Origin of the sequence: Rhodoferax lacus (assembly GCF_003415675.1) — a bacterium.
Taxonomy (GTDB): domain Bacteria; phylum Pseudomonadota; class Gammaproteobacteria; order Burkholderiales; family Burkholderiaceae_C; genus Allorhodoferax; species Allorhodoferax lacus.
In genome coordinates, this window is record NZ_QFZK01000016.1 from 19,172 (window position 1) to 37,918 (window position 18,747).

General features: G+C 64.7%; 13 protein-coding genes, 1 pseudogene and 1 riboswitch. Of the genes and pseudogenes, 9 read left to right on the forward strand and 5 right to left on the reverse strand.

Annotation, left to right across the window (positions count from 1 at the left end; translation table 11 throughout):
- The first annotated feature begins 10 nt into the window (after positions 1-10).
- The 3 genes from DIC66_RS18245 to DIC66_RS18255 all read left to right on the forward strand — a co-directional run bounded on the left by DIC66_RS18245 (position 11) and on the right by DIC66_RS18255 (position 4,506).
- The gene (locus DIC66_RS18245; RefSeq protein ID WP_117179554.1) at positions 11-733 is read left to right on the forward strand and encodes an ABC transporter ATP-binding protein; all 723 of its coding nucleotides are present in this window, start codon (positions 11-13) and stop codon (positions 731-733) included.
- Positions 734-1,166: 433 nt separating this feature from the next.
- On the forward strand, positions 1,167-2,378 hold the full coding sequence (locus tag DIC66_RS18250) for a 6-phosphofructokinase (protein WP_117179555.1): 1,212 nt from the start codon (positions 1,167-1,169) through the stop codon (positions 2,376-2,378).
- 163 nt (positions 2,379-2,541) lie between these two features.
- Positions 2,542-4,506, forward strand: coding sequence for an acyltransferase family protein (locus tag DIC66_RS18255; RefSeq protein ID WP_117179557.1), 1,965 nt, complete (start codon positions 2,542-2,544; stop codon positions 4,504-4,506).
- A 37-nt stretch (positions 4,507-4,543) separates the two neighbouring features.
- On the opposite strand, the pseudogene DIC66_RS23505 reads toward DIC66_RS18255, so the two are convergent.
- Positions 4,544-4,802: pseudogene (locus DIC66_RS23505) on the reverse strand (hypothetical protein); the annotation flags it as partial.
- 332 nt (positions 4,803-5,134) lie between these two features.
- Between DIC66_RS23505 and DIC66_RS18265 the strand changes: the two are divergent.
- Together DIC66_RS18265 and metH are read left to right on the forward strand one after the other, a co-directional pair.
- Positions 5,135-6,190: a homocysteine S-methyltransferase family protein gene (locus DIC66_RS18265; protein ID WP_117179559.1), complete on the forward strand. Its 1,056-nt coding sequence runs from the start codon at positions 5,135-5,137 to the stop codon at positions 6,188-6,190.
- A gap of 58 nt (positions 6,191-6,248) precedes the next feature.
- Positions 6,249-6,327, forward strand: a riboswitch (S-adenosyl-L-homocysteine riboswitch).
- Between the two features lie 25 nt (positions 6,328-6,352).
- Positions 6,353-9,091, forward strand: coding sequence for a methionine synthase (gene metH / locus DIC66_RS18270; RefSeq protein ID WP_117179561.1), 2,739 nt, complete (start codon positions 6,353-6,355; stop codon positions 9,089-9,091).
- A 13-nt stretch (positions 9,092-9,104) separates the two neighbouring features.
- Here metH and mutL read toward each other — a convergent pair whose 3' ends face one another.
- The gene (mutL, locus tag DIC66_RS18275; protein WP_117179563.1) at positions 9,105-11,165 is read right to left on the reverse strand and encodes a DNA mismatch repair endonuclease MutL; all 2,061 of its coding nucleotides are present in this window, start codon (positions 11,163-11,165) and stop codon (positions 9,105-9,107) included.
- A 55-nt stretch (positions 11,166-11,220) separates the two neighbouring features.
- Between mutL and DIC66_RS18280 the strand changes: the two genes are divergently transcribed.
- Together DIC66_RS18280 and DIC66_RS18285 are read left to right on the forward strand one after the other, a co-directional pair.
- Positions 11,221-11,865, forward strand: coding sequence for a VTT domain-containing protein (locus tag DIC66_RS18280; protein WP_117179565.1), 645 nt, complete (start codon positions 11,221-11,223; stop codon positions 11,863-11,865).
- The gene (locus tag DIC66_RS18285; protein WP_233505990.1) at positions 11,862-13,085 is read left to right on the forward strand and encodes an MFS transporter; all 1,224 of its coding nucleotides are present in this window, start codon (positions 11,862-11,864) and stop codon (positions 13,083-13,085) included. The genes DIC66_RS18280 and DIC66_RS18285 overlap by 4 nt, the downstream gene beginning before the upstream one ends.
- Before the next feature lie 15 nt (positions 13,086-13,100).
- Here DIC66_RS18285 and DIC66_RS18290 read toward each other — a convergent pair whose 3' ends face one another.
- From DIC66_RS18290 to tsaE, 3 genes are read right to left on the reverse strand one after another with little or no spacing between them, the layout of a single operon-like run.
- Positions 13,101-14,837 (reverse strand): aldehyde dehydrogenase family protein, encoded by a 1,737-nt coding sequence (locus tag DIC66_RS18290; protein ID WP_117179566.1) that lies wholly within the window; start codon positions 14,835-14,837, stop codon positions 13,101-13,103.
- A 7-nt stretch (positions 14,838-14,844) separates the two neighbouring features.
- Positions 14,845-16,266, reverse strand: coding sequence for an N-acetylmuramoyl-L-alanine amidase (locus DIC66_RS18295; protein ID WP_117179568.1), 1,422 nt, complete (start codon positions 16,264-16,266; stop codon positions 14,845-14,847).
- Positions 16,263-16,757, reverse strand: coding sequence for a tRNA (adenosine(37)-N6)-threonylcarbamoyltransferase complex ATPase subunit type 1 TsaE (gene tsaE, locus DIC66_RS18300; RefSeq protein WP_117179570.1), 495 nt, complete (start codon positions 16,755-16,757; stop codon positions 16,263-16,265). The genes DIC66_RS18295 and tsaE overlap by 4 nt, the downstream gene beginning before the upstream one ends.
- 51 nt (positions 16,758-16,808) lie before the next feature.
- Here tsaE and queG point away from each other — a divergent pair, with 51 nt between their 5' ends.
- Positions 16,809-17,924 carry a tRNA epoxyqueuosine(34) reductase QueG gene (queG, locus tag DIC66_RS18305; protein ID WP_117179572.1) on the forward strand — a complete coding sequence of 372 codons (1,116 nt, stop codon included), beginning with the start codon at positions 16,809-16,811 and terminating at the stop codon, positions 17,922-17,924.
- Positions 17,921-18,736, forward strand: coding sequence for a cysteine hydrolase family protein (locus DIC66_RS18310; protein WP_117179574.1), 816 nt, complete (start codon positions 17,921-17,923; stop codon positions 18,734-18,736). Before queG ends, DIC66_RS18310 begins: the two co-directional genes overlap by 4 nt.
- Positions 18,737-18,747: the final 11 nt, after the last annotated feature.

An 18,747-nucleotide genomic window follows, 5' to 3' on the forward strand; every position in this document is an offset into this window, starting at 1 on the left:
GGACCCGACAATGTTGCAAATCAAAAATCTGGAAGCCGGTTACGGCAAGGTGCAGGTCCTGCACGGCATCTCCATGGAGGTGCCCAAGGGCAAGGTGGTCACGCTCATCGGCTCCAACGGCGCTGGCAAGACCACCACCATGCGTGCCATCTCGGGAATGATCAAGGCCAGCAGTGGCGAAATCACCCTGAGTGGCAAGCGCATCGATGGCCTGGAGTCCTACACCATTGCCAAGCTGGGCCTGGCCCACTCGCCCGAAGGCCGGCGCGTGTTTGCCACCATGACAGTGACGGATAACCTGATTCTGGGCGCCTTCCCGCGTCTGACCGGCAGCCGCCCCAAGGGCGACGTGGCCGGTGATCTGGACCGGGCACTGGAGCTGTTTCCACGCCTCAAGGAGCGGCGCACCCAGCTGGCTGGCACCCTGTCGGGTGGCGAGCAGCAAATGCTGGCCATGGCCCGCGCGGTGATGCTCAACCCGGACATCGTGCTGCTGGATGAGCCCTCCATGGGACTGGCGCCTATCCTGGTGGAAGAAGTCTTCCGCATCATCGAAGACCTGAAGTCCCGCGGTGTGACCATGCTGCTGGTGGAGCAGTTTGCGGCGGCCGCGCTGAAGGTTGCGGACTATGGCTATGTGCTGGAGAACGGGCGTATCTCGGTGCACGGGCCGGCTACGCAGTTGCGGGATGATCCTGCGGTGAAGGCGGCTTATTTGGGTGGTGGGCACTGATTTGGCTTCGGTGGCTATTTAGCCCCTCTACCTTTTTTAACTCCCCCATCCCCCCCGCCCCTTACCCCCCGTCGGGGTAAGGGGTGCCTGGAGCGGACAGCCGATTTGGTTGCCTCGCTTCGGCCACCGCCTTACTGGCGTGCGTCTAAATTCCATGCAGGTTGCTTGCGCTCACGGAAAAGAAGAACCGTAGCGGCATTCCGTTTGTAATTCCGTATTCGGCGCGCAGAAGCCAAATCGGCTGTCCGCTTTGGCTCCCCCTCGCCCCGGCGGGGGCGAGGGGGTTGGGGGGAGGGGGGACTACAAAAGCCCCGCAGGGGAATTGCACGATCCCCGAAGGGAAATTGCACAAGTCTCTCAGGAATATTCGCCCCTCCGGCTCAGATTCAGCGGGTATGCTTCGGCTCTCATTCAGAGCCTTGAAGGAAAGCCCATGTCCTCCGGAAAAATTCTTGTAGCCCAGGGTGGCGGCCCCACCGCTGTGATCAACCAGTCCCTCGTCGGTGTGGCCCTGGAGGCGCGGCGCTTCCAGCAAGTGCAGCACATCTACGGCGCCATGCATGGCGTGCGCGGCATCGTCAACGAAGAGTTTCTGGACCTCACCCAGGAGACCAGCCACAACCTGGAGCTGGTGGCCAGCACGCCGTCCAGCGCGCTGGGCTCCACCCGCGACAAGCCGGATGTGCCCTACTGCAAGGAGATCTTCAAGGTGCTGCGCGCACACCAGATAGGCCACTTCTTCTACATCGGTGGCAACGATTCTTCAGACACGGTGCGCATCGTGTCGGAAGAGGCGCACAAGGCCGGCTACCCCCTGCGCGCCATCCATATCCCGAAGACCATTGACAACGACCTGGTGGGCAACGACCACACGCCGGGCTTTCCCTCGGCGGCGCGTTTTGTGGCGCAGGCTTTTGCCGGTGCCAACCTGGACAACGCGGCCTTGCCTGGTGTGTATGTGGGCGTGGTGATGGGGCGGCACGCCGGGTTTTTGACGGCGGCATCGGCCCTGGGCAAGAAATTTCCGGACGACGGCCCGCACCTGATTTACCTGCCTGAGCGCACCTTTGTGCTGGAGAAGTTTCTGGCCGATGTAAAGGCCACTTACGAGCGCTATGGCCGCTGCGTGATTGCCGTGTCCGAGGGCATCCACGACGCCTCGGGCCAACCCATTGCAGCCCTGCTGGCCAAGGACCTGGAGCACGATGCCCACGGCAATGTGCAGCTCAGCGGCAACGGCGCGCTGGCCGATCTGCTGTGCGAGGAAATCAAGGCCAAGCTACAGATCAAGCGCGTGCGCGGCGACACCTTTGGCTACCTGCAGCGCTCTTTTATTGGTTGCGTGTCGGATGTGGACCAGCGCGAAGCGCGCGAGGTGGGCGAGAAGGCCGTGCAGTTCGCCATGTGGGGCACCACCGACGGTTCGGTGGCCATCAAGCGCACCGGCTTCTATTCGGTGGACTACGAGCTGCTGCCACTGGACGCGGTGGCCGGCAAGACCCGCGTGATGGAAGACGAATTCATTGATGCGGCGGGCACCGGTGTTACCGACGCCTTTCGCATGTACCTGCGCCCGCTGCTGGGCTCGGGCATGCCGGACGCCTTCCGGCTGCGCAACAACCGCGTGCCCAAGGTATTGGGTTGACTGAGTCCTCAAGTCGCTGGCCTGGCGGCGAAGGCTGGCCCGCAGGTCCTGCGCGGGCTTTGCCAGGTACGCAGGCTGAAACGATGTCCGTCGACCCGGGGCATGCTGGGTTCCTGTGTCCGGCACACCAGGGGGTGGGCTCCGGTATCCAAACAAGTCAATAATGCAGAACGTACATCCCGTTTACCGGCCCGAGATTGATGGCCTGCGCGCCCTTGCCATATTGGCCGTCGTTGCGTTTCACGCATTCCCCGAAAGTCTTCACGGCGGTTTCATCGGTGTCGACATCTTCTTTGTCATCTCCGGCTACCTGATTTCCAACATCGTATTCAGGAGCCTGCAGCGCGGCGATTTCCGTTTTTCCGAGTTCTATGTCCGCCGCGTTTTGCGCATCTTTCCGGCCCTCGCGCTGGTGCTGCTGGCCTCCTACGCCTATGGCTGGCTGGTGCTGCTGCCAGATGAATTCAAGCAGTTGGGCAAGCAGATGGCGGGTGGCGCGGGATTCGCCCAAAATTTTGTTTTGAGCGCGGAGGCCGGATATTTCGACACCGCCTCGGAATTGAAGCCGTTGATGCACCTCTGGTCACTGTCCATAGAGGAGCAGTTTTACCTGTTTTTTCCCTTGTTGATGTGGGCGGCCTGGCGCTTTGGCCTGGGTGCCCTGGCGCTCGTGACGATGCTGCTGGTGCTGTCGTTTGGCATCAATATCGCCAGCGTAGAGCTGTACCCTACGCAGGCTTTTTTCATGCTCCACACCCGCTGTTGGGAGTTGCTGGCGGGTTCGCTGCTGGCCTACATGCAAATGCGCAAAGCCCCTGCAGTCGCACGAACGGAACGGGTCAACAACCTGTTTGCCGGCGGAGGCCTGCTGCTTATCGTGCTGGCCGCTGTTGGCCTGCACAAGGGTAATCTGTATCCAGGGGGGTGGGCCTTGTTTCCGGTGCTGGGCGCCTGTCTGCTGATTGCGGCGGGTCCGGCTGCCTGGTTGAACCGCACCATTTTTGCCAGCCGCCTGATGGTGGCCATCGGACTGATCAGCTACCCGCTTTATTTGTGGCACTGGCCGCTGCTGTCCTTTGCCAACATCATTGAGGGTGCCACACCCTCCGTACCGTTTCGGTTTGCCCTCATGGTCATGGGCTTTTTGCTGGCCTGGCTGACCTACCGGATGGTCGAGCGTCCCCTGCGAACCTGGAGCAATCCTGCCGGCAAAACCACGGCTTTGTGCCTGTTGGTCGGTTTGCTTGGCGCCCTGGGGTTGAACGCATACCAGCGCGATGGCCTGGCGTTTCGCATACCCACCACCTCAGAAGATGCGCAACTGATCCAGAAAATCTCCGAGGCCTGGCGTTACAAGCGCTATCCCGAACCCAAGGGCTACCACCGTGACGCGGAATACGGCTATATGACGCTGGGCCCTGGCGGTGATGCCCGGGTCTTGTTTGTGGGTGACAGCCATGCCCAGCAATACTGGAATACGGTGAGCGCGGTACTGGAGCGCACGCCTTCGACCCAAGTCAGCGTCATGTTCGCCGAGCCCGACTTCCCGCCCCAAATGGACAGCCGGGTCGTCGCGGACAGGCGCATCCAGGTGGTGGTTTTTTCCTACTTCTGGGCCTACAAATATGGCAGCGACAGGGTGGACCAATCCATGCGCTGTTGCGGCGCCGGCAAAGGCGGGCGCAAGGGGATTTTTGACCTGCCATTGCAATCGCCGGCCCAGATGGATGGGGTCGATCGCACCATTCGACACACGATCGAGACCCTCAAGCGCGCAGGCAAGCGGGTTGTCATTGTTTTGGACAATCCCTTCGGCGACGAACTGGATGCTCACTCCAAGATGAGTCGCAGTTTCCTGGGCGATATCCGGCTTTCCCTGCCGCCGGCCTTGCCCTTGTCAGTGGCCATCGAGCGAAGCCAGCCGGTACGATCCAGACTGCTGCAGATTGCTGCAAACACTGGCGCCGAGGTGATCGATCCCATGCAATTTTTGTGCAGCGACAAAATCTGCCCCAGCCTGTCCAACGGGGGCGAGTGGATGTACAAGGATTATGACCACCTGTCGTTCAACGCTGCGACCCACGAGGTTCACTACCTGGATGCAATCTTTGTCTCTCCTCTCAAGTGATCACAAAGGAATAGTCAAGAGCCGTCTTGGTGACTAGTTATCGGCCCCGCAAAAGCAACGCGTCCAGCGCCTTCAGGCTGATCTGCCGCCAGCTCGGCCGGCCATAGGTGCATTGGTCGCTGCGCTCGGTGGCTTCCCCGTAGCGCAAGAGTCCGTTCATTTCTTTCCAGGGCCAGCTTGCGATTGGCGCGTATGGCGCCATGACAGGCCAGGGTGTCGGCGTGGGACTCGGCCCAGGCAACTTCGATGGGGGTGGCGGCATAGGTCACGGGGATCCGCAGGCACTGACCGCTAAGCAGCACACCAGGCGCAAGAAGCGCTGTGGGATATACGCCAATTGCTGGCCCAGAACGACCCTGGTACCACGGAGCTGTGTGCGCTGTAGGCCAATCTGCTGCAGTCAGTACATCCCCATGCCGCAGAGGCAGGAGGCCTCATAGCCAGCTTTGATTTTGACGAGGCGCTGCGCCTCCCGGAGCGCGACCCGGCGAACGCTGCCGAGACCCCTTAGCCACCCCCTCGCCCACTGGCGGGCTATCCACTTGCGTTAGGATCGGTCGCAGTAGGCTGCCGGCCGCCATACCAAGCGACTCCAGCAGGCAGCAAGCCCGCCACACCCTCATTGAAAATGCATACCTTGACATCCTCACGCTACACCCGCGCCCAGCAACTGCCCGGCATTCTGGATCAGCGCATCGCCATCCTCGACGGCGCCATGGGCACCATGATCCAGCGCTTCAAGCTCGGTGAAGCGCAGTACCGGGGCGAGCGATTCAAGGACTTCCACCGCGATGTGAAGGGCAACAACGAGCTGCTCAGCCTGACCCGCCCGGACATCATTTCTGACATCCACGAAAGCTATCTGGCGGCCGGCGCCGACCTGATCGAAACCAACACCTTTGGCGCCACAACAATAGCCCAGGCCGACTACGACATGGCCGATCTGGCTGTGGAGATGAACCTCGTCTCCGCCCGCCTGGCGCGTGCCGCCTGCGACGCCTATTCCACCCCCGAGAAGCCGCGCTTTGTGGTGGGTGCATTGGGCCCCACGCCCAAGACTGCCAGCATCAGCCCGGATGTGAATGACCCCGGTGCGCGCAACATCAGTTTCGAGCAGCTCAACGTGGCCTACTACGAACAAACCAAAGCCCTCGTGGAAGGCGGTGCCGATGTGCTGCTGGTGGAAACCATTTTTGACACCCTGAACGCCAAAGCCGCGCTGTTTGCCATCGACAGCTATTTCGAGGCCTCGGGCGAGCGCCTGCCGCTCATCATCAGCGGCACGGTGACGGACGCTTCGGGGCGCATCCTGAGCGGCCAGACGGTCACCGCCTTTTGGTACAGCGTGCGCCACGCACAGCCCCTGGCCATCGGCCTGAACTGCGCTTTGGGCGCGGCCCTGATGCGCCCCTACATCCAGGAACTGCACCGCGTGGCACCTGATACTTTTATCAGCTGCTACCCCAACGCCGGCCTGCCCAACCCCATGGCCGAGACCGGCTTTGATGAGACGCCGGATGTCACCAGCCGCCTGCTGCACGAGTTTGCGCAGGAAGGCCTGGTCAACATCGTGGGTGGCTGCTGTGGCACCACGCCCGAACACATTGCGGCCATTGGCTCGGCGGTCAGCCCACTGGCTCCCCGCGCCCTGCATTTGCCGGCCGCCTACCCCAAATACGGCTGAGCCTCAGGGCTACACCAGGAGTGTCAAAAGCGCCCTCTGGAGGGCGCTAAAATACAGCCTGTCCAAGGAGCGTTGCAGTGCGGGAACTTCCCCACCAGGCTTGGACAACGCATACCCTGCAACGACGCTCACCTGATATCCCCAGATAGATCGGTGAGTTCCATGTTTCGTTCGCAAATTCCCACCCCCATGATGCTGTCCGGCCTGGAGCCGGTGGTCATCAACGCCGACACCCTGTTCGTCAATATCGGCGAGCGCACCAACGTGACCGGCTCCAAGGCCTTCGCCCGCATGATCCTCAACGGCGAGTTCGAGAAGGCCCTGGCCGTGGCGCGCCAGCAGGTGGAGAACGGCGCCCAGATCATCGACATCAACATGGACGAGGCCATGCTCGACAGCCAGGCCGCCATGGTGCGCTTTCTGCAGCTGATTGCCAGTGAGCCTGACATCTCGCGCGTGCCCATCATGGTGGACTCCAGCAAGTGGAGCGTGATCGAGGCCGGCCTGCGCTGCGTACAGGGCAAAGCCATCGTCAACTCCATCAGCATGAAAGAGGGTGTGGAGCAGTTCAAGCAGCAGGCCCGCCTGGTGCGCCGCTATGGCGCTGCCGCCGTGGTCATGGCCTTTGATGAAAAAGGCCAGGCCGACACCTACCAGCGCAAGATCGAGATCTGCGCGCGGGCCTACGGCATTCTGGTCAACGAGCTGGACTTTCCCGCTGAAGACATTATTTTTGACCCCAACATCTTTGCCATTGCCACGGGTATTGAGGAGCACAACAACTACGCGGTGGACTTCATCGAGGCCACGCGCTGGATCAAGCAGAACCTGCCAGGCGCCAAGGTGTCGGGCGGTGTGTCGAATGTGAGCTTTTCCTTCCGCGGCAATGACCCGGTGCGCGAAGCCATCCACACCGTGTTCCTGTACCACGCCATCCTGGCGGGCATGGACATGGGCATTGTGAATGCCGGCATGGTGGGCGTGTACGACGACCTGGAGCCGGGCCTGCGCGAGCGCGTGGAAGACGTGGTCCTCAACCGCCGCCCCGACGCCGGCGAGCGCCTGGTGGAAATTGCCGAGAGCGCCCAGGGTGCGGCGCGCGACGAGAGCCGCAAGCTCGACTGGCGCGGCACGGCAGACGCCCCCGTGGTCGTGGGCCAGCGCCTGAGCCACGCGCTGGTGCATGGCATCACCGACTTCATTTCTGAAGACACCGAGGAAGCGTACCGGGCCATCCTGGCGCAGGGCGGGCGCCCCTTGCATGTGATCGAAGGGCCGCTGATGGACGGCATGAATGTGGTGGGCGACCTGTTCGGCCAGGGCAAGATGTTCCTGCCCCAGGTGGTGAAGAGTGCCCGCGTGATGAAGCAGGCCGTGGCCCATTTGCTGCCTTACATCGAGGCCGAAAAAGCCGCCATGGTGGAGGCGGGTGGCGAGGCCAAGCCCAAGGGCAAGATCGTGATTGCCACGGTGAAGGGCGATGTGCACGACATCGGCAAGAACATCGTCACCGTGGTGCTCCAGTGCAACAACTTCGAGGTGGTGAACATGGGCGTGATGGTCCCTTGCCACGAAATCCTGGCGCGTGCCAAGGCCGAGGGTGCGGACATCATTGGCCTGTCGGGCCTGATCACCCCCAGCCTGGAAGAGATGGCCTATGTGGCCGGTGAGATGCAGAAGGATGAATACTTCCGCCTGCGCAAAATGCCGTTGCTGATCGGTGGCGCCACTACCAGCCGCGTGCACACCGCCGTGAAGATCGCGCCGCATTACGACGGCCCCGTGGTCTATGTGCCCGACGCCTCCCGCAGCGTGGGCGTGGCGCAAAGCCTGCTGGGCGAGCAGGCTGCGGGCTTCCTGCAGACCTTGGCTGTGGACTACGACACGGTGCGCCTGCAGCACGCCAACAAGAAGCAGGTTCCCTTGTGGCCGCTGGCGCGTGCCCGCGCCAACAAGACGCCGGTGGACTGGTCTGCCTACCAGCCCACGGTCCCGAAGTTCCTGGGCCGGCGCGTGTTGCGCAATTTTGATCTGACCGAGCTGGCGCGCTTCATTGATTGGGGCCCCTTCTTCCAGACCTGGGACCTGGCGGGTCCTTACCCGGCCATCCTGACGGACGAGGTAGTGGGGGTGGAGGCGCAAAAGGTGCTGGCGGATGGCCAGGCCCTGCTCAAGCGCGCGATTGACGGGCGCTGGCTCACGGCCAACGCGGTGGTGGGCCTGTATCCGGCCAACACGGTGGATGACGATGACATCGCCTTCTACACCGATACATCGCGCAGCCAGGTGGCCATGACCTGGTACGGCCTGCGCCAGCAAACCGAGAAGCAGGAGATCGATGGCGTCATGCGGCCCAGCCGCTGCCTGGCCGACTTCGTGGCCCCCGTGGGTGTGGCGCAGGACTATGCCGGGCTGTTTGCAGTGACCGCCGGCATTGGCGCGGAGAAGCGCGACCAGATTTTCATGGATGCCAACGACGACTACAGCGCCATCCTGTTCAAGGCCATTGCCGACCGCCTGGCCGAGGCCTTTGCCGAGTGCCTGCACTACCGTGTGCGCACCGACTGGTGGGGTTATGCACCCGATGAGCCCCTGGACCTGACCGCCATGATCAGCGAACGCTACCGCGGCGTGCGCCCGGCACCGGGCTACCCGGCCTGCCCGGACCACAGCCCCAAGCAGGACATGTTCGCGCTGCTGCAGTGCGCAGACATTGGCATGACGCTGACCGAGAGCCTGGCCATGTCGCCGGCCGCCAGTGTCAGCGGCTTCTACCTGGGCCACCCCGACAGCTGCTACTTCAATGTCGGAAAAATTGGCGATGACCAGCTGCACGACCTGGCCCGCCGCCGTGGCGTGGAACCGGCGGCACTGCAGAGGCTGCTGGCGCCCAATCTGTAAGCACCCCGCCGCCTTAGCGGCCGCGCAGAAACAGCGTATCCAATTCCCGCAGGCTGATCTGGCGCCAGGTCGGCCGGCCGTGGTTGCACTGGTCGCTGCGCTCGGTGGCTTCCATGTCGCGCAGGAGGCCGTTCATTTCCTCGATGGTGAGTTTGCGGTTGGCGCGCACGGCGCCGTGGCAGGCCATGGTGGCCAGCAGTTCGTTTTGTGCGCGCTGGATCACAGTGCTGGCCTCGTGTTGGCCCAGCTCGGCCAGCACGCTGCGCGCCAGCTCTACCGCGTCGCCCTGCGCCAGTGCACTGGGCACGGCGCGCACGGCCAGTGTCCTGGGCGAGAAAGGTGATATTTCCAGGCCCAGGGTGTGCAGGGTCCCGGCATGGGCCTCGGCGGTGGCCACTTCGGTGGGTGTTGCGGCAAAGGTCACGGGGATCAGCAGGGGCTGACTGGACAGGCCTTGCAGCAGGCCTTCGCCGGTGCTGGCCGAGCCCAACTGGTGCTTCAGGCGCTCGTAGACGATGCGCTCGTGCGCTGCGTGCATGTCCACCACCACCAGGCCCTGCGTGTTTTCGGCCAGGATGTAGACACCCTGCAACTGCGCCAGGGCGCGGCCCAGCGGCCAGTGGCCTTCCGGCATGGCGACGGGTGCCGTGGACGCACCTGTCCCTGCTTCGACCCGGGGGCTGGGCGGCACAGCGCTCTGCTCCGTGTCCCCCGCCCGCTGCGCGGGCTCCGCCTTTTCCTGCGCAGAGCGCTGTGCCGCCCAGCCCCCTGCGTTGCTGGTTGCGGGCTGCCAGAGCGCGCCTAGTTCGCTGACCTTGTGGCCGGGTCGCACAGGCGGGGCGAATTGCATGGCGGGTTGCGCCGAATACAGGGGTGCCGCAGGTACGCGGCTTGGTGTGAGGCCCAAGGCGGGCTCACCCTGCGTCTGCACAGTGCCGTGTGCACCTGCCGCCTCTGCCGCATCAGCCGCCGCCTGCGCCCGTGGCACGGCCAGCGTGTCTTCCACCGCATGGCGCAGGGCCTGGTGCACCTCGCGGCTGTCGCGAAAGCGCACCTCGATCTTGGTGGGGTGCACGTTCACATCCACCCGGGTCGGGTCCATGGCCAGGTACAGGGCATAGACCGGCTGGCGGTTGCCGTGCAGCACGTCTTCGTAGGCGCTGCGGGCGGCGTGGGTGATGACCTTGTCACGCACAAAGCGGCCGTTCACATAGGCAAACTGCTGGTCCGCCCGTGAGCGCGCCGCATCTGGTATGCCCGCACGGCCCCATACGCGCATGCTGGGCGCGGCGTCCAGGCGCGCCATCTGTGCGGCCTTGCTGCCCGACCAGTTGACGCGCACGCTGTTGGCCACAAAGTCGGCGCCCAGCACGTCGTAGAGGCGCTGGTCCAGCGCGTCCAGCGCTTCGGGTGTGGCGTCGAACAAAAGACCACCCGTCAGCGCACCACATTTTCGCCATTGCTCCACCAGTCGGCCTTCGTGCCAGATGGCAAAGCCCACGTCCGGGCGGGCCAGGGCGTGGCGGCGTACCGACTCGATGCAGTGCGCAAGCTCGGTGGCATCGGTCTTCAAAAATTTGCGCCGGGCCGGGGTGCTGTAAAACAGCTCCTTGACTTCCACTGTGGTGCCGGGGCTGCGTGCCACGGGGCGCAGTTCTCCAGTGCGGCCGTCCAGCAAAAAGGCTTCAGACAGGCCGTGGGCACGCGACAGGATGGCACAGTCGGCAATCGCGTTGATGGCGGCCAGCGCCTCGCCTCGAAAGCCCATGGTGGCCACCGACTCCAGATCCTGCAGGCTGCCGATCTTGCTGGTGGCGTGGCGCCTGAAGGCAATGGGCAACTCCTCGCGCAGGATGCCCAGGCCGTCGTCCTCCACACTGATCAGACGCACGCCACCGGCCAGCAGTCGCACGGTGATCTGCGTGGCGCCGGCATCCAGCGCGTTGTCCACCAACTCGCGCACCACCGAGGCCGGTCGCTCCACCACTTCACCCGCGGCGATCTGGCTGATCAACTCATCGGGCAGGTCACGGATGGGGCGGCGCAGGGGGGTGGGGGGCAGGGTGTCATTCACCCAATCATTTTAGGGTGCGGCCTGCCTGTCACGGTTGGCAGGGATAATCCAGTGCATGGACTTTATTCCCCAACTCATTGATTTCATTTTGCATGTGGACAAGCACCTGGAGCTGTTCATCCAGAACTACGGACTGTGGGTCTATGCGCTCTTGTTCCTGATCATTTTTGTGGAGACCGGTGTGGTGGTCATGCCCTTTTTGCCGGGCGACTCGCTGCTGTTTGTGGTGGGTGCCATGTGTGGTGCCGGGCTGATGCATTACGGCCTGTCGGTGGGCCTGCTGCTGGCTGCGGCCATTCTGGGTAACCAGTGCAACTACACCATTGGCCGCTTCATTGGCCCCAAGGTGTTCGGGTGGGAAGACTCGCGCCTGTTCAACAAAAAGGCCTTCAACCAGGCCCACGCCTTTTATGAGAAGTACGGCGGCATCACCATCGTTGCGGCGCGCTTCATGCCTTTCCTGCGTACCTTCGCGCCCTTTGTGGCCGGTGTGGCACAGATGACGCGCTCGCGCTTCCTGTTCTTTGACGTGCTGGGCGGCACGCTGTGGGTGGTGGGCATCATCAGTGTGGGCTACTTTTTTGGCAACATCCCCTGGGTCAAGCTGCACCTGGACAAGATCATCTGGGCCATGATTCTGGTGCCCGGCCTGCTGATCCTGTTTGGCGCCTGGAAGTCCCGCAGCAAGGCCGCCGCGTGAGGGCTGCCGCTCTGGCCGCGCCCTCTCTGCTGCAGCGCCTGGGCCTTTCCATGCCGCAGCACCGCAGGGTATTTGCCTGCTTCTTTCTGTACTCGTTTTGCATGGGTGGCTTCTTCCCCCGGTTGGCCGAAATCCAGCGTGGCATGGGCGTGGGTGAGGGCGCGCTGGGCCTGGCACTGATCGGTGTGGCCGCGGGCACGCTGATCTCCCTGAGCTTTGGTGCGCACGTCATCGAGCGCATGGGCCACCGCCGGGTGCTGCTCTGGATCCTGCCGGTGCTGCCGGTGTTCTATGCGCTGGCCTCGCACGCCACCTCGCCGCTTCTGATGTTCTTGTGCCTGTTTCCTGCTGGCATCCTGATTGGCGCCGTGGAGGTGGTGGTGAACCTGGAGGCTGACCGCGCCGAGCACCAGAGTGGCCGCCGGCTCATGAACCGCTCGCACGCCTTCTGGAGCATCGGCTTTTTCTCGGCGGCTGCCCTGGGCGCGCTGATGGCCTGGCTGGGGGTCAGCCCGCAGTGGCATCTGGCCGGTGTGGTGCTGCTGTCGGTTGCGGGCACCGCCTTGTTGCTGGGCCAGTTTGAAGCCGCCCCGCTGCGCGCGGCCGACCACAGCCATGCCGATGCCCAGGCGCCGCGCTTTGCCACGCCCTCCGCTGCCATCCTGGTGCTGGTGGTGGTGACGCTGCCGGCCATGGTGCTCGAAGGCGCGGGCTTTGACTGGTCGGCCATCTACATGCGCGATGTGTTTGGCTCCAGCGCCTTTCTGGGCGGCGTGGCCGTGGCCACCGGGGCTGCCGCGCAGGCCATCACCCGCTACTTTGCCGATGGCTTTGTCGAGCGCCACAGCCCCGTGCTGGTGGCGCGCATTCTGCTCAGCGTGCTGGCCCTGGGCTGCGCCCTGGTGTTCTTCTCGGGCTCAGCCGTGGTATCGCTGCTGGGCTTTGCCCTGATGGGCGTGGGCAGCAGCGCCATCTTTCCGCTGGCCATGTCGGCTGCGGCCCAACGCACGGACCGGCCCTCCACGGTGAACGTGGCGGCACTGGCGCAAACCGCGTTTGTGTCTTTTTTGCTGGCGCCGCCGCTCTTGGGGCTTGTGGCGCAACAGTTTGGCATCCGCTGGTCGTTTGGCATTGCACTGCCGCTGGTGGCCTGGGCGCTGTGGCTGTCCTCGGCCTTGGGTGCGTCTGGCGTGCGTGCGCGCAGCGGCACGCCGGGCTGAGCCCACGCCCGCGCATCAGCCCCTGAGCGCGTGGTAAACAATACGCGGCAGCTTCCACAGGCTGGGCCGGTACTGGAAGGCCAGCAGCAGGCGGCCCAGGGTGCGGGCGCGGCGGTGGGTGATGAACCAGGGTGGGCGTGGCAAGAGCGTGAATGACAGGCCCAGCAGGTTGCGCGGGAAGGGCCGAAACGGTGCCTCCACCACATTGCGTTCGGTGCGGTCCAGCAAGAAGGTGTTGTGCACCACGCCCATGCCGCTCTGCACATCGGCCAGCGTATGCCCCGGAAAAGCTCCCCAGGCCGCCTGCCCCAACAGAAAACCCAGCCCGGCCCAGGCATTGATGCCAATGGTGCCGTAGTGCAGCTCTGAAAGTATGCTCTCAAAACGCGCGCGCCCCATGGCGGCCAGGGTGGCGGGGTGGATCACGATGTTGGCGCCCAGCGTGCCCGCCAGCGCGGTGTTGGCAAAGTGGATGGCGGCCCGCAGATAGGCCTCTGCATCGCCGCCACTGATTTCGGTGACCGACAGGGCCGGGCCAAAGACTTCGGTGGAGCGGGCCGCCGCGCTGCCCGGCTCCAGCGGCGCCAGCAGCACCTCCTGCGCACCGGGGCGCGCCAGGGACTTGCTGTGCGGGTGCTGGGCCTTGAAGGCCTGCAGCCGTTCGCCCACCCCGGGGTAGTAGAGCCTGCGCACTTCCCACTGTGCCATGGCCTGCTCCAGCGCGGCCACAAAGGCCTCCTTCTGGTCCCAGTCGGCGGGTAGCACCAGCACCTGGCAGGCGATGCAGTTGAAGCCGCAGTTGTGCAGCTTCTGGGTGGCCACGTGCTCGGCCTGGTAGCGGATGTCCGCGTCCGACCAGGGGCCGGGCACCACGATGGTGGGGCAGACGGCGCCCAGCTCCGAGGTGATGGGGCGCGTGTTGACGGGTGTGTTGCGGGCCTTGTTGGCCTGGGCTTGGGCACCGGTGCCCCAGACAATCGCATCATGCGAGGCGCCCGAGCCGGTGATGTGCAGCGTCTCCACCAGCGGGTGCTGGCACAGGTACTGGCCCACGTCGGCCGCGCCGCGGACTATGCGCAGCACGCCCCGGTCCAGCAGGGGCTTGAAGGCGGCGGCAAACACCTCCAGCAGGTAGTCATTGACCGGGTTGAGCTTGAGCAGCACGACTTCGTTTTCGGCAAACAGCTTGTGCAGGGCGTCCAGCGGCGCGATGGCATTGATGTTGCCCGCACCCAGCACCAGGGCCAGCCGGCCGGTCTTGTGCAGCGGGTTGGCGGGGTCATAGGCTGCGGCAGCGTCGTGGCGCAGGGTCTGTGCGGTAACGCCGGGCTGCATCCACACATCCACCGTCACACCACTGAACAGCAGGCGGTCCCACAGCGTGTTGGGCATCACGCGTGCGGCCAGTTGGCCGGTAGGCAGCGCACGCAGGGGCACGCGGTCCAGATAGGCCTTGTCCCGCATCCCTGCGAGGGTCTGCTGCATCAGCTTGCAGTAGGTCACGATGGCATAGGGGCCGGACAGCCATTCCTCGCCTTCGAGCGCCGAGCCCTCTGCAATGCCCTTGCTGCGGCAGGCCAGTTCCACCCAGCGCTGTGCCACCGGCATCAGTGCGTCCTGGATGGCGCCCAGGATGGCGATGCGCCCGGCCACCGGGGTCTGCACCCAGGCGCTGCGTTGGCCCGCCAGGGTGTCCAGGTCGGCATCCAGGCTAGCCTGGGCTAGTTGCAGGGGGGCGGGTGCGTTGTCCATGCGTGATTCAGCTGCTGATGCGCACCCGCGAGAGCGGCGGGTTCTTGGCAAAATAGCCCTGGATGCCGCGCATCAACGCGTCGGCCAATTTGTTTAAAAACGCGTCGCTGTTGAGCTTGGCTTCTTCGGTGGGGTTGCTGATGAAGGCGGCCTCCACCAGCACGCTGGGGATGTCCGGGGCCTTGAGCACCGCAAACGAAGCCTGTTCCACCGAGCCCTTGTGCAGCTTGCCCACGCGCTTGATTTCGCCCAGCAGATTCTTGCCCAGCTTCAGGCTGTCGTTGATCTGCGCGGTGGTGCTCATGTCCAGCAGGGCGCGCTGCACCGTGGCGTCTTTGGCGCGCACGTTCAGGCCACCTATCAGGTCGGCCTTGTTTTCTTTGGCCGCCATCCAGCGTGCGGCGCTGCTGGAAGCACCGCCCTGGCTGAGCGCAAACACGCTGGCGCCCTGCGGGTCGGGGGTGAAGAAGGCATCGGCATGCAGGCTCACAAACAGGTCGGCCTGCACGCGGCGCGCCTTTTGCACGCGCACGCCCAAGGGCACAAAGAAGTCGGCATCGCGCGTCAGAAAAGCGCGCATGGCATTGCCCTTGACGGTGGTCTCGTTGATGCGCTCACGCAGCATGTGGGCCAGGCGCAGCACCACGTCCTTCTCGCGCGTGCCACCCGGGCCGACAGCGCCGGGATCTTCGCCGCCGTGGCCGGGGTCCAGGGCGATGATGATCAGGCGGTCGGTGCCGGGGCCTGCGGTCAGCAGGCGCGGGTCTTCCTTGTCTGGCTCTGGCGTGGCGTTGGCGTTGGCACCCGGGCTGCTGGAGATGCCTGGGCTGCCCGGGGTAGCGGTCTCGGTCCGTGGCTTGCCCGGCTTTTGCGTTTGGCGCGCCATCAATTCGCCCAGCGGGTCAGCAGGCTGCGGGGCAGGGGCTGTGCGTGTGGGGGCGGGCAGAGTAGCTGTGCCGTCGCGCGCCTTCTCGTTGAACTTCTCGCTGATCAGCGCGTCCAGCGGGTCCAGCTCCTGTTCGGGGTAGAGGTCAAACACCAGCCTGTGCTGGTAGGCCCCCACGGGTTTCAGGGTGAACACCTGCGGGCGTATGGCTTTTTTCAGGTCCACCACCAGGCGCACCACATCCGGGCTGAACTGGCCCACGCGGATGCCGGCGATATTGGGGTCTTCGGGCTGCACCTTGGCCACCAGCTCCTTGAGCGTGGGGCTCAAGCTCAGGCCGGTGATGTCCACCGCCAGGCGCGGCGGGTTGGCCACAAAGGACTGGGTGGCCGTGAGTGCCGTGTCGGACTCGATGGTCACGCGCGAGTACTCGGGTGCGGGCCAGACGCGCACGCTCACGATGGTGGCGCCGCGCACGATGTCGGGCAGGGTCAGGGCCAGCACGATGCTGCCCGAGCGGATCAGCGCTTCGCGCCGCTTCATGCGGCAGGCCCGGTAGCGCCCAGCGTGCTGAGGCTTTGCAGCAGGGCCGCGCCCAGTGGCGTGTGGCTGTGCAGCGTGGCCTGGCGGGCCGATTCATTGAAGGTCTGCAAAGCAATCTCCAGGTCGGCCTGGGGCAACAGGCCTTCGGCCTTTTGCGGCCACTCCACCAGCTTCAGGCCGGGACTGGCAAAAATGTCCCGAAAGCCCGCGTCCTCCCACTCCTGCGGATCATTGAAGCGGTAGAAGTCAAAGTGCCAGATGGGGAAGGCCTCGGTCTCATACGATTCCACAATCGCATAGGTGGGGCTCTTGATGCGGCCGGTCACGCCCAGGGCCTGCAACAGGTGGCGCGCCAGCGTGGTCTTGCCCGCGCCCAGATCGCCCTGCAGGGTGATGAAGGCCTGGCCCAGTTCGGGCAGGCGTGCCAGCGTTTGCGCAAAGGCTTGCGTGGCCGACTCGTCGGGCCACTGCAGTTGCAGAGGGGCCTGCATGGCCCCTGCGACCAAGGCGGTTTTGGCTTCGCTTCCTACAATAGGCAATTGATGATCCACAGCGCTCCATTCGACAACACATTGCTTGCGCACCTGCGCGCAAGCGCTCTTCTGCTTGGATTCTCCCAAATTGGCGTGGCCGGTGTGGATTTATCGTCCGCAGAGCCCGGATTGCTGGCCTGGCTGGCCCAGGGATTCCATGGCGACATGCACTACATGGCCAGCCACGGCCTCAAGCGCGCGCGTCCGGCCGAGCTGGTGCCGGGCACCGTGAGCGTGATCACCGCGCGCATGGATTACCTGCCCGCCGACACACCCGCCGACTGGCAAGCCCTTGAGCTGCAGCGTTTGCACAGGCCGGGCGAGGGCGTGGTGTCGCTGTATGCGCGGGGGCGGGACTACCACAAGGTCTTGCGCAGCCGACTGCAAAAGCTGGCCGATGTGCTGAGCGCGCAGGTGGGCCCGCTGGGCTACCGCGTGTTTACCGACTCGGCCCCGGTGCTGGAGGCCGAGCTGGCCAGCCGCAGCGGCCAGGGCTGGCGCGGCAAGCACACCCTGGTGCTGAACCGCGAAGCCGGCTCGATGTTTTTTCTGGGTGAAATCTATGTGGACCTGGCGTTGCCTGCGACCTCTTCCGTGCAGGACCATTGCGGCAGCTGCAGCGCCTGCATCAGCGTCTGCCCCACGCAGGCCATTTTGGGCCCGCACCGGCTGGACGCGCGGCGTTGCATTTCGTACCTGACGATTGAACACGCGGGCAGCATTGACCTTGCCTTGCGGCCGCTGATTGGCAACCGCATCTACGGCTGCGACGACTGCCAGCTGGTCTGCCCCTGGAACAAGTTTGCCCAGCGCGCCAGTCTGCCCGACTTTGATGCCCGAGGTGGCTTGGCCGGGCAGGACCTGTGCGCGCTGCTGGGCTGGAGCGAGGCGCAGTTTTTGCAGCGCACCGAGGGCAGCCCCCTACGCCGCATAGGCCATGCGCGCTGGCTGCGCAATGTGGCATTGGCCTTGGGCAATGCGCTGCGGGTGACCCTGGATACCGCAGAGCGCCGGCGCCTGCAGGCCGCGCTGCAAAGCCGCCTGGGCCACGAGAGCGAGGTGGTGCGCGAGCAGGTGCAATGGGCATTGGAACAAGGCAATCACTTTGAAGGAGCAACCCCATGAATTCAGAGACCACGAACCACTACGACCTGCTGGTGATAGACCCGCAAAACGACTTCCTGGACATAGCCGGTGCCACGCTGCCCGTGGTTGGAGCCAACGCCGACATGCAGCGCCTGGCCGACTGGCTGCTGGCGCATTGGGCGCAGGTGCAATCCATCACCGTCACCCTGGACTCGCATGCCAGCGTGGGCGTGGAGCGCACCAGCTTCTGGCAGGACGCGCAGGGTCAGCCGCTGCCGCCCTTCACGCTGGTTGCCGCCGCTGACGTGCAGGCCGGCCGCTACCTGCCGCGCCATGCCGCGCACACGGCCGAGGTGCTGCGCTACCTGCAGGCACTGGAGTCCGGCGGCCAGCGCCAGCTCATCGTGTGGCCGGTGCACTGCGTGGTGGGCACCTGGGGCCACAACATCCACAGCGGTTTGGCAGAGGCCCTTGCCGCATGGGAGGCGCAGTCCGGCCAGGTCTGCAACAAGGTGCTCAAGGGGCAGCACCCGCTGACCGAACAGTACAGCGCCTTTCGCGCCGAAGTGCCGCGCGCTGACGATGCACGCACCCAGCTCAACCAGGCCTTGCTGCAGCAACTCGCCGCTTCACCGAACACCCTGCTGGTGGCCGGTGAAGCGCTCAGCCATTGCGTCGCCTGTTCAGTGGATGACCTGCTGGCGCACCTGCCACCAGAGCGCCTGCGGCACACCGTGCTGCTGACCGACTGCATGAGCCCGGTGAGTGGCTTTGAGGCTGCTGGCCAGGCCTTTTTGCAGCGTGCGCGTGCGGGCGGCCTACAGACCCAGCGGCTGGCAGAGCTTGCGTGAGCGGGCGGCAC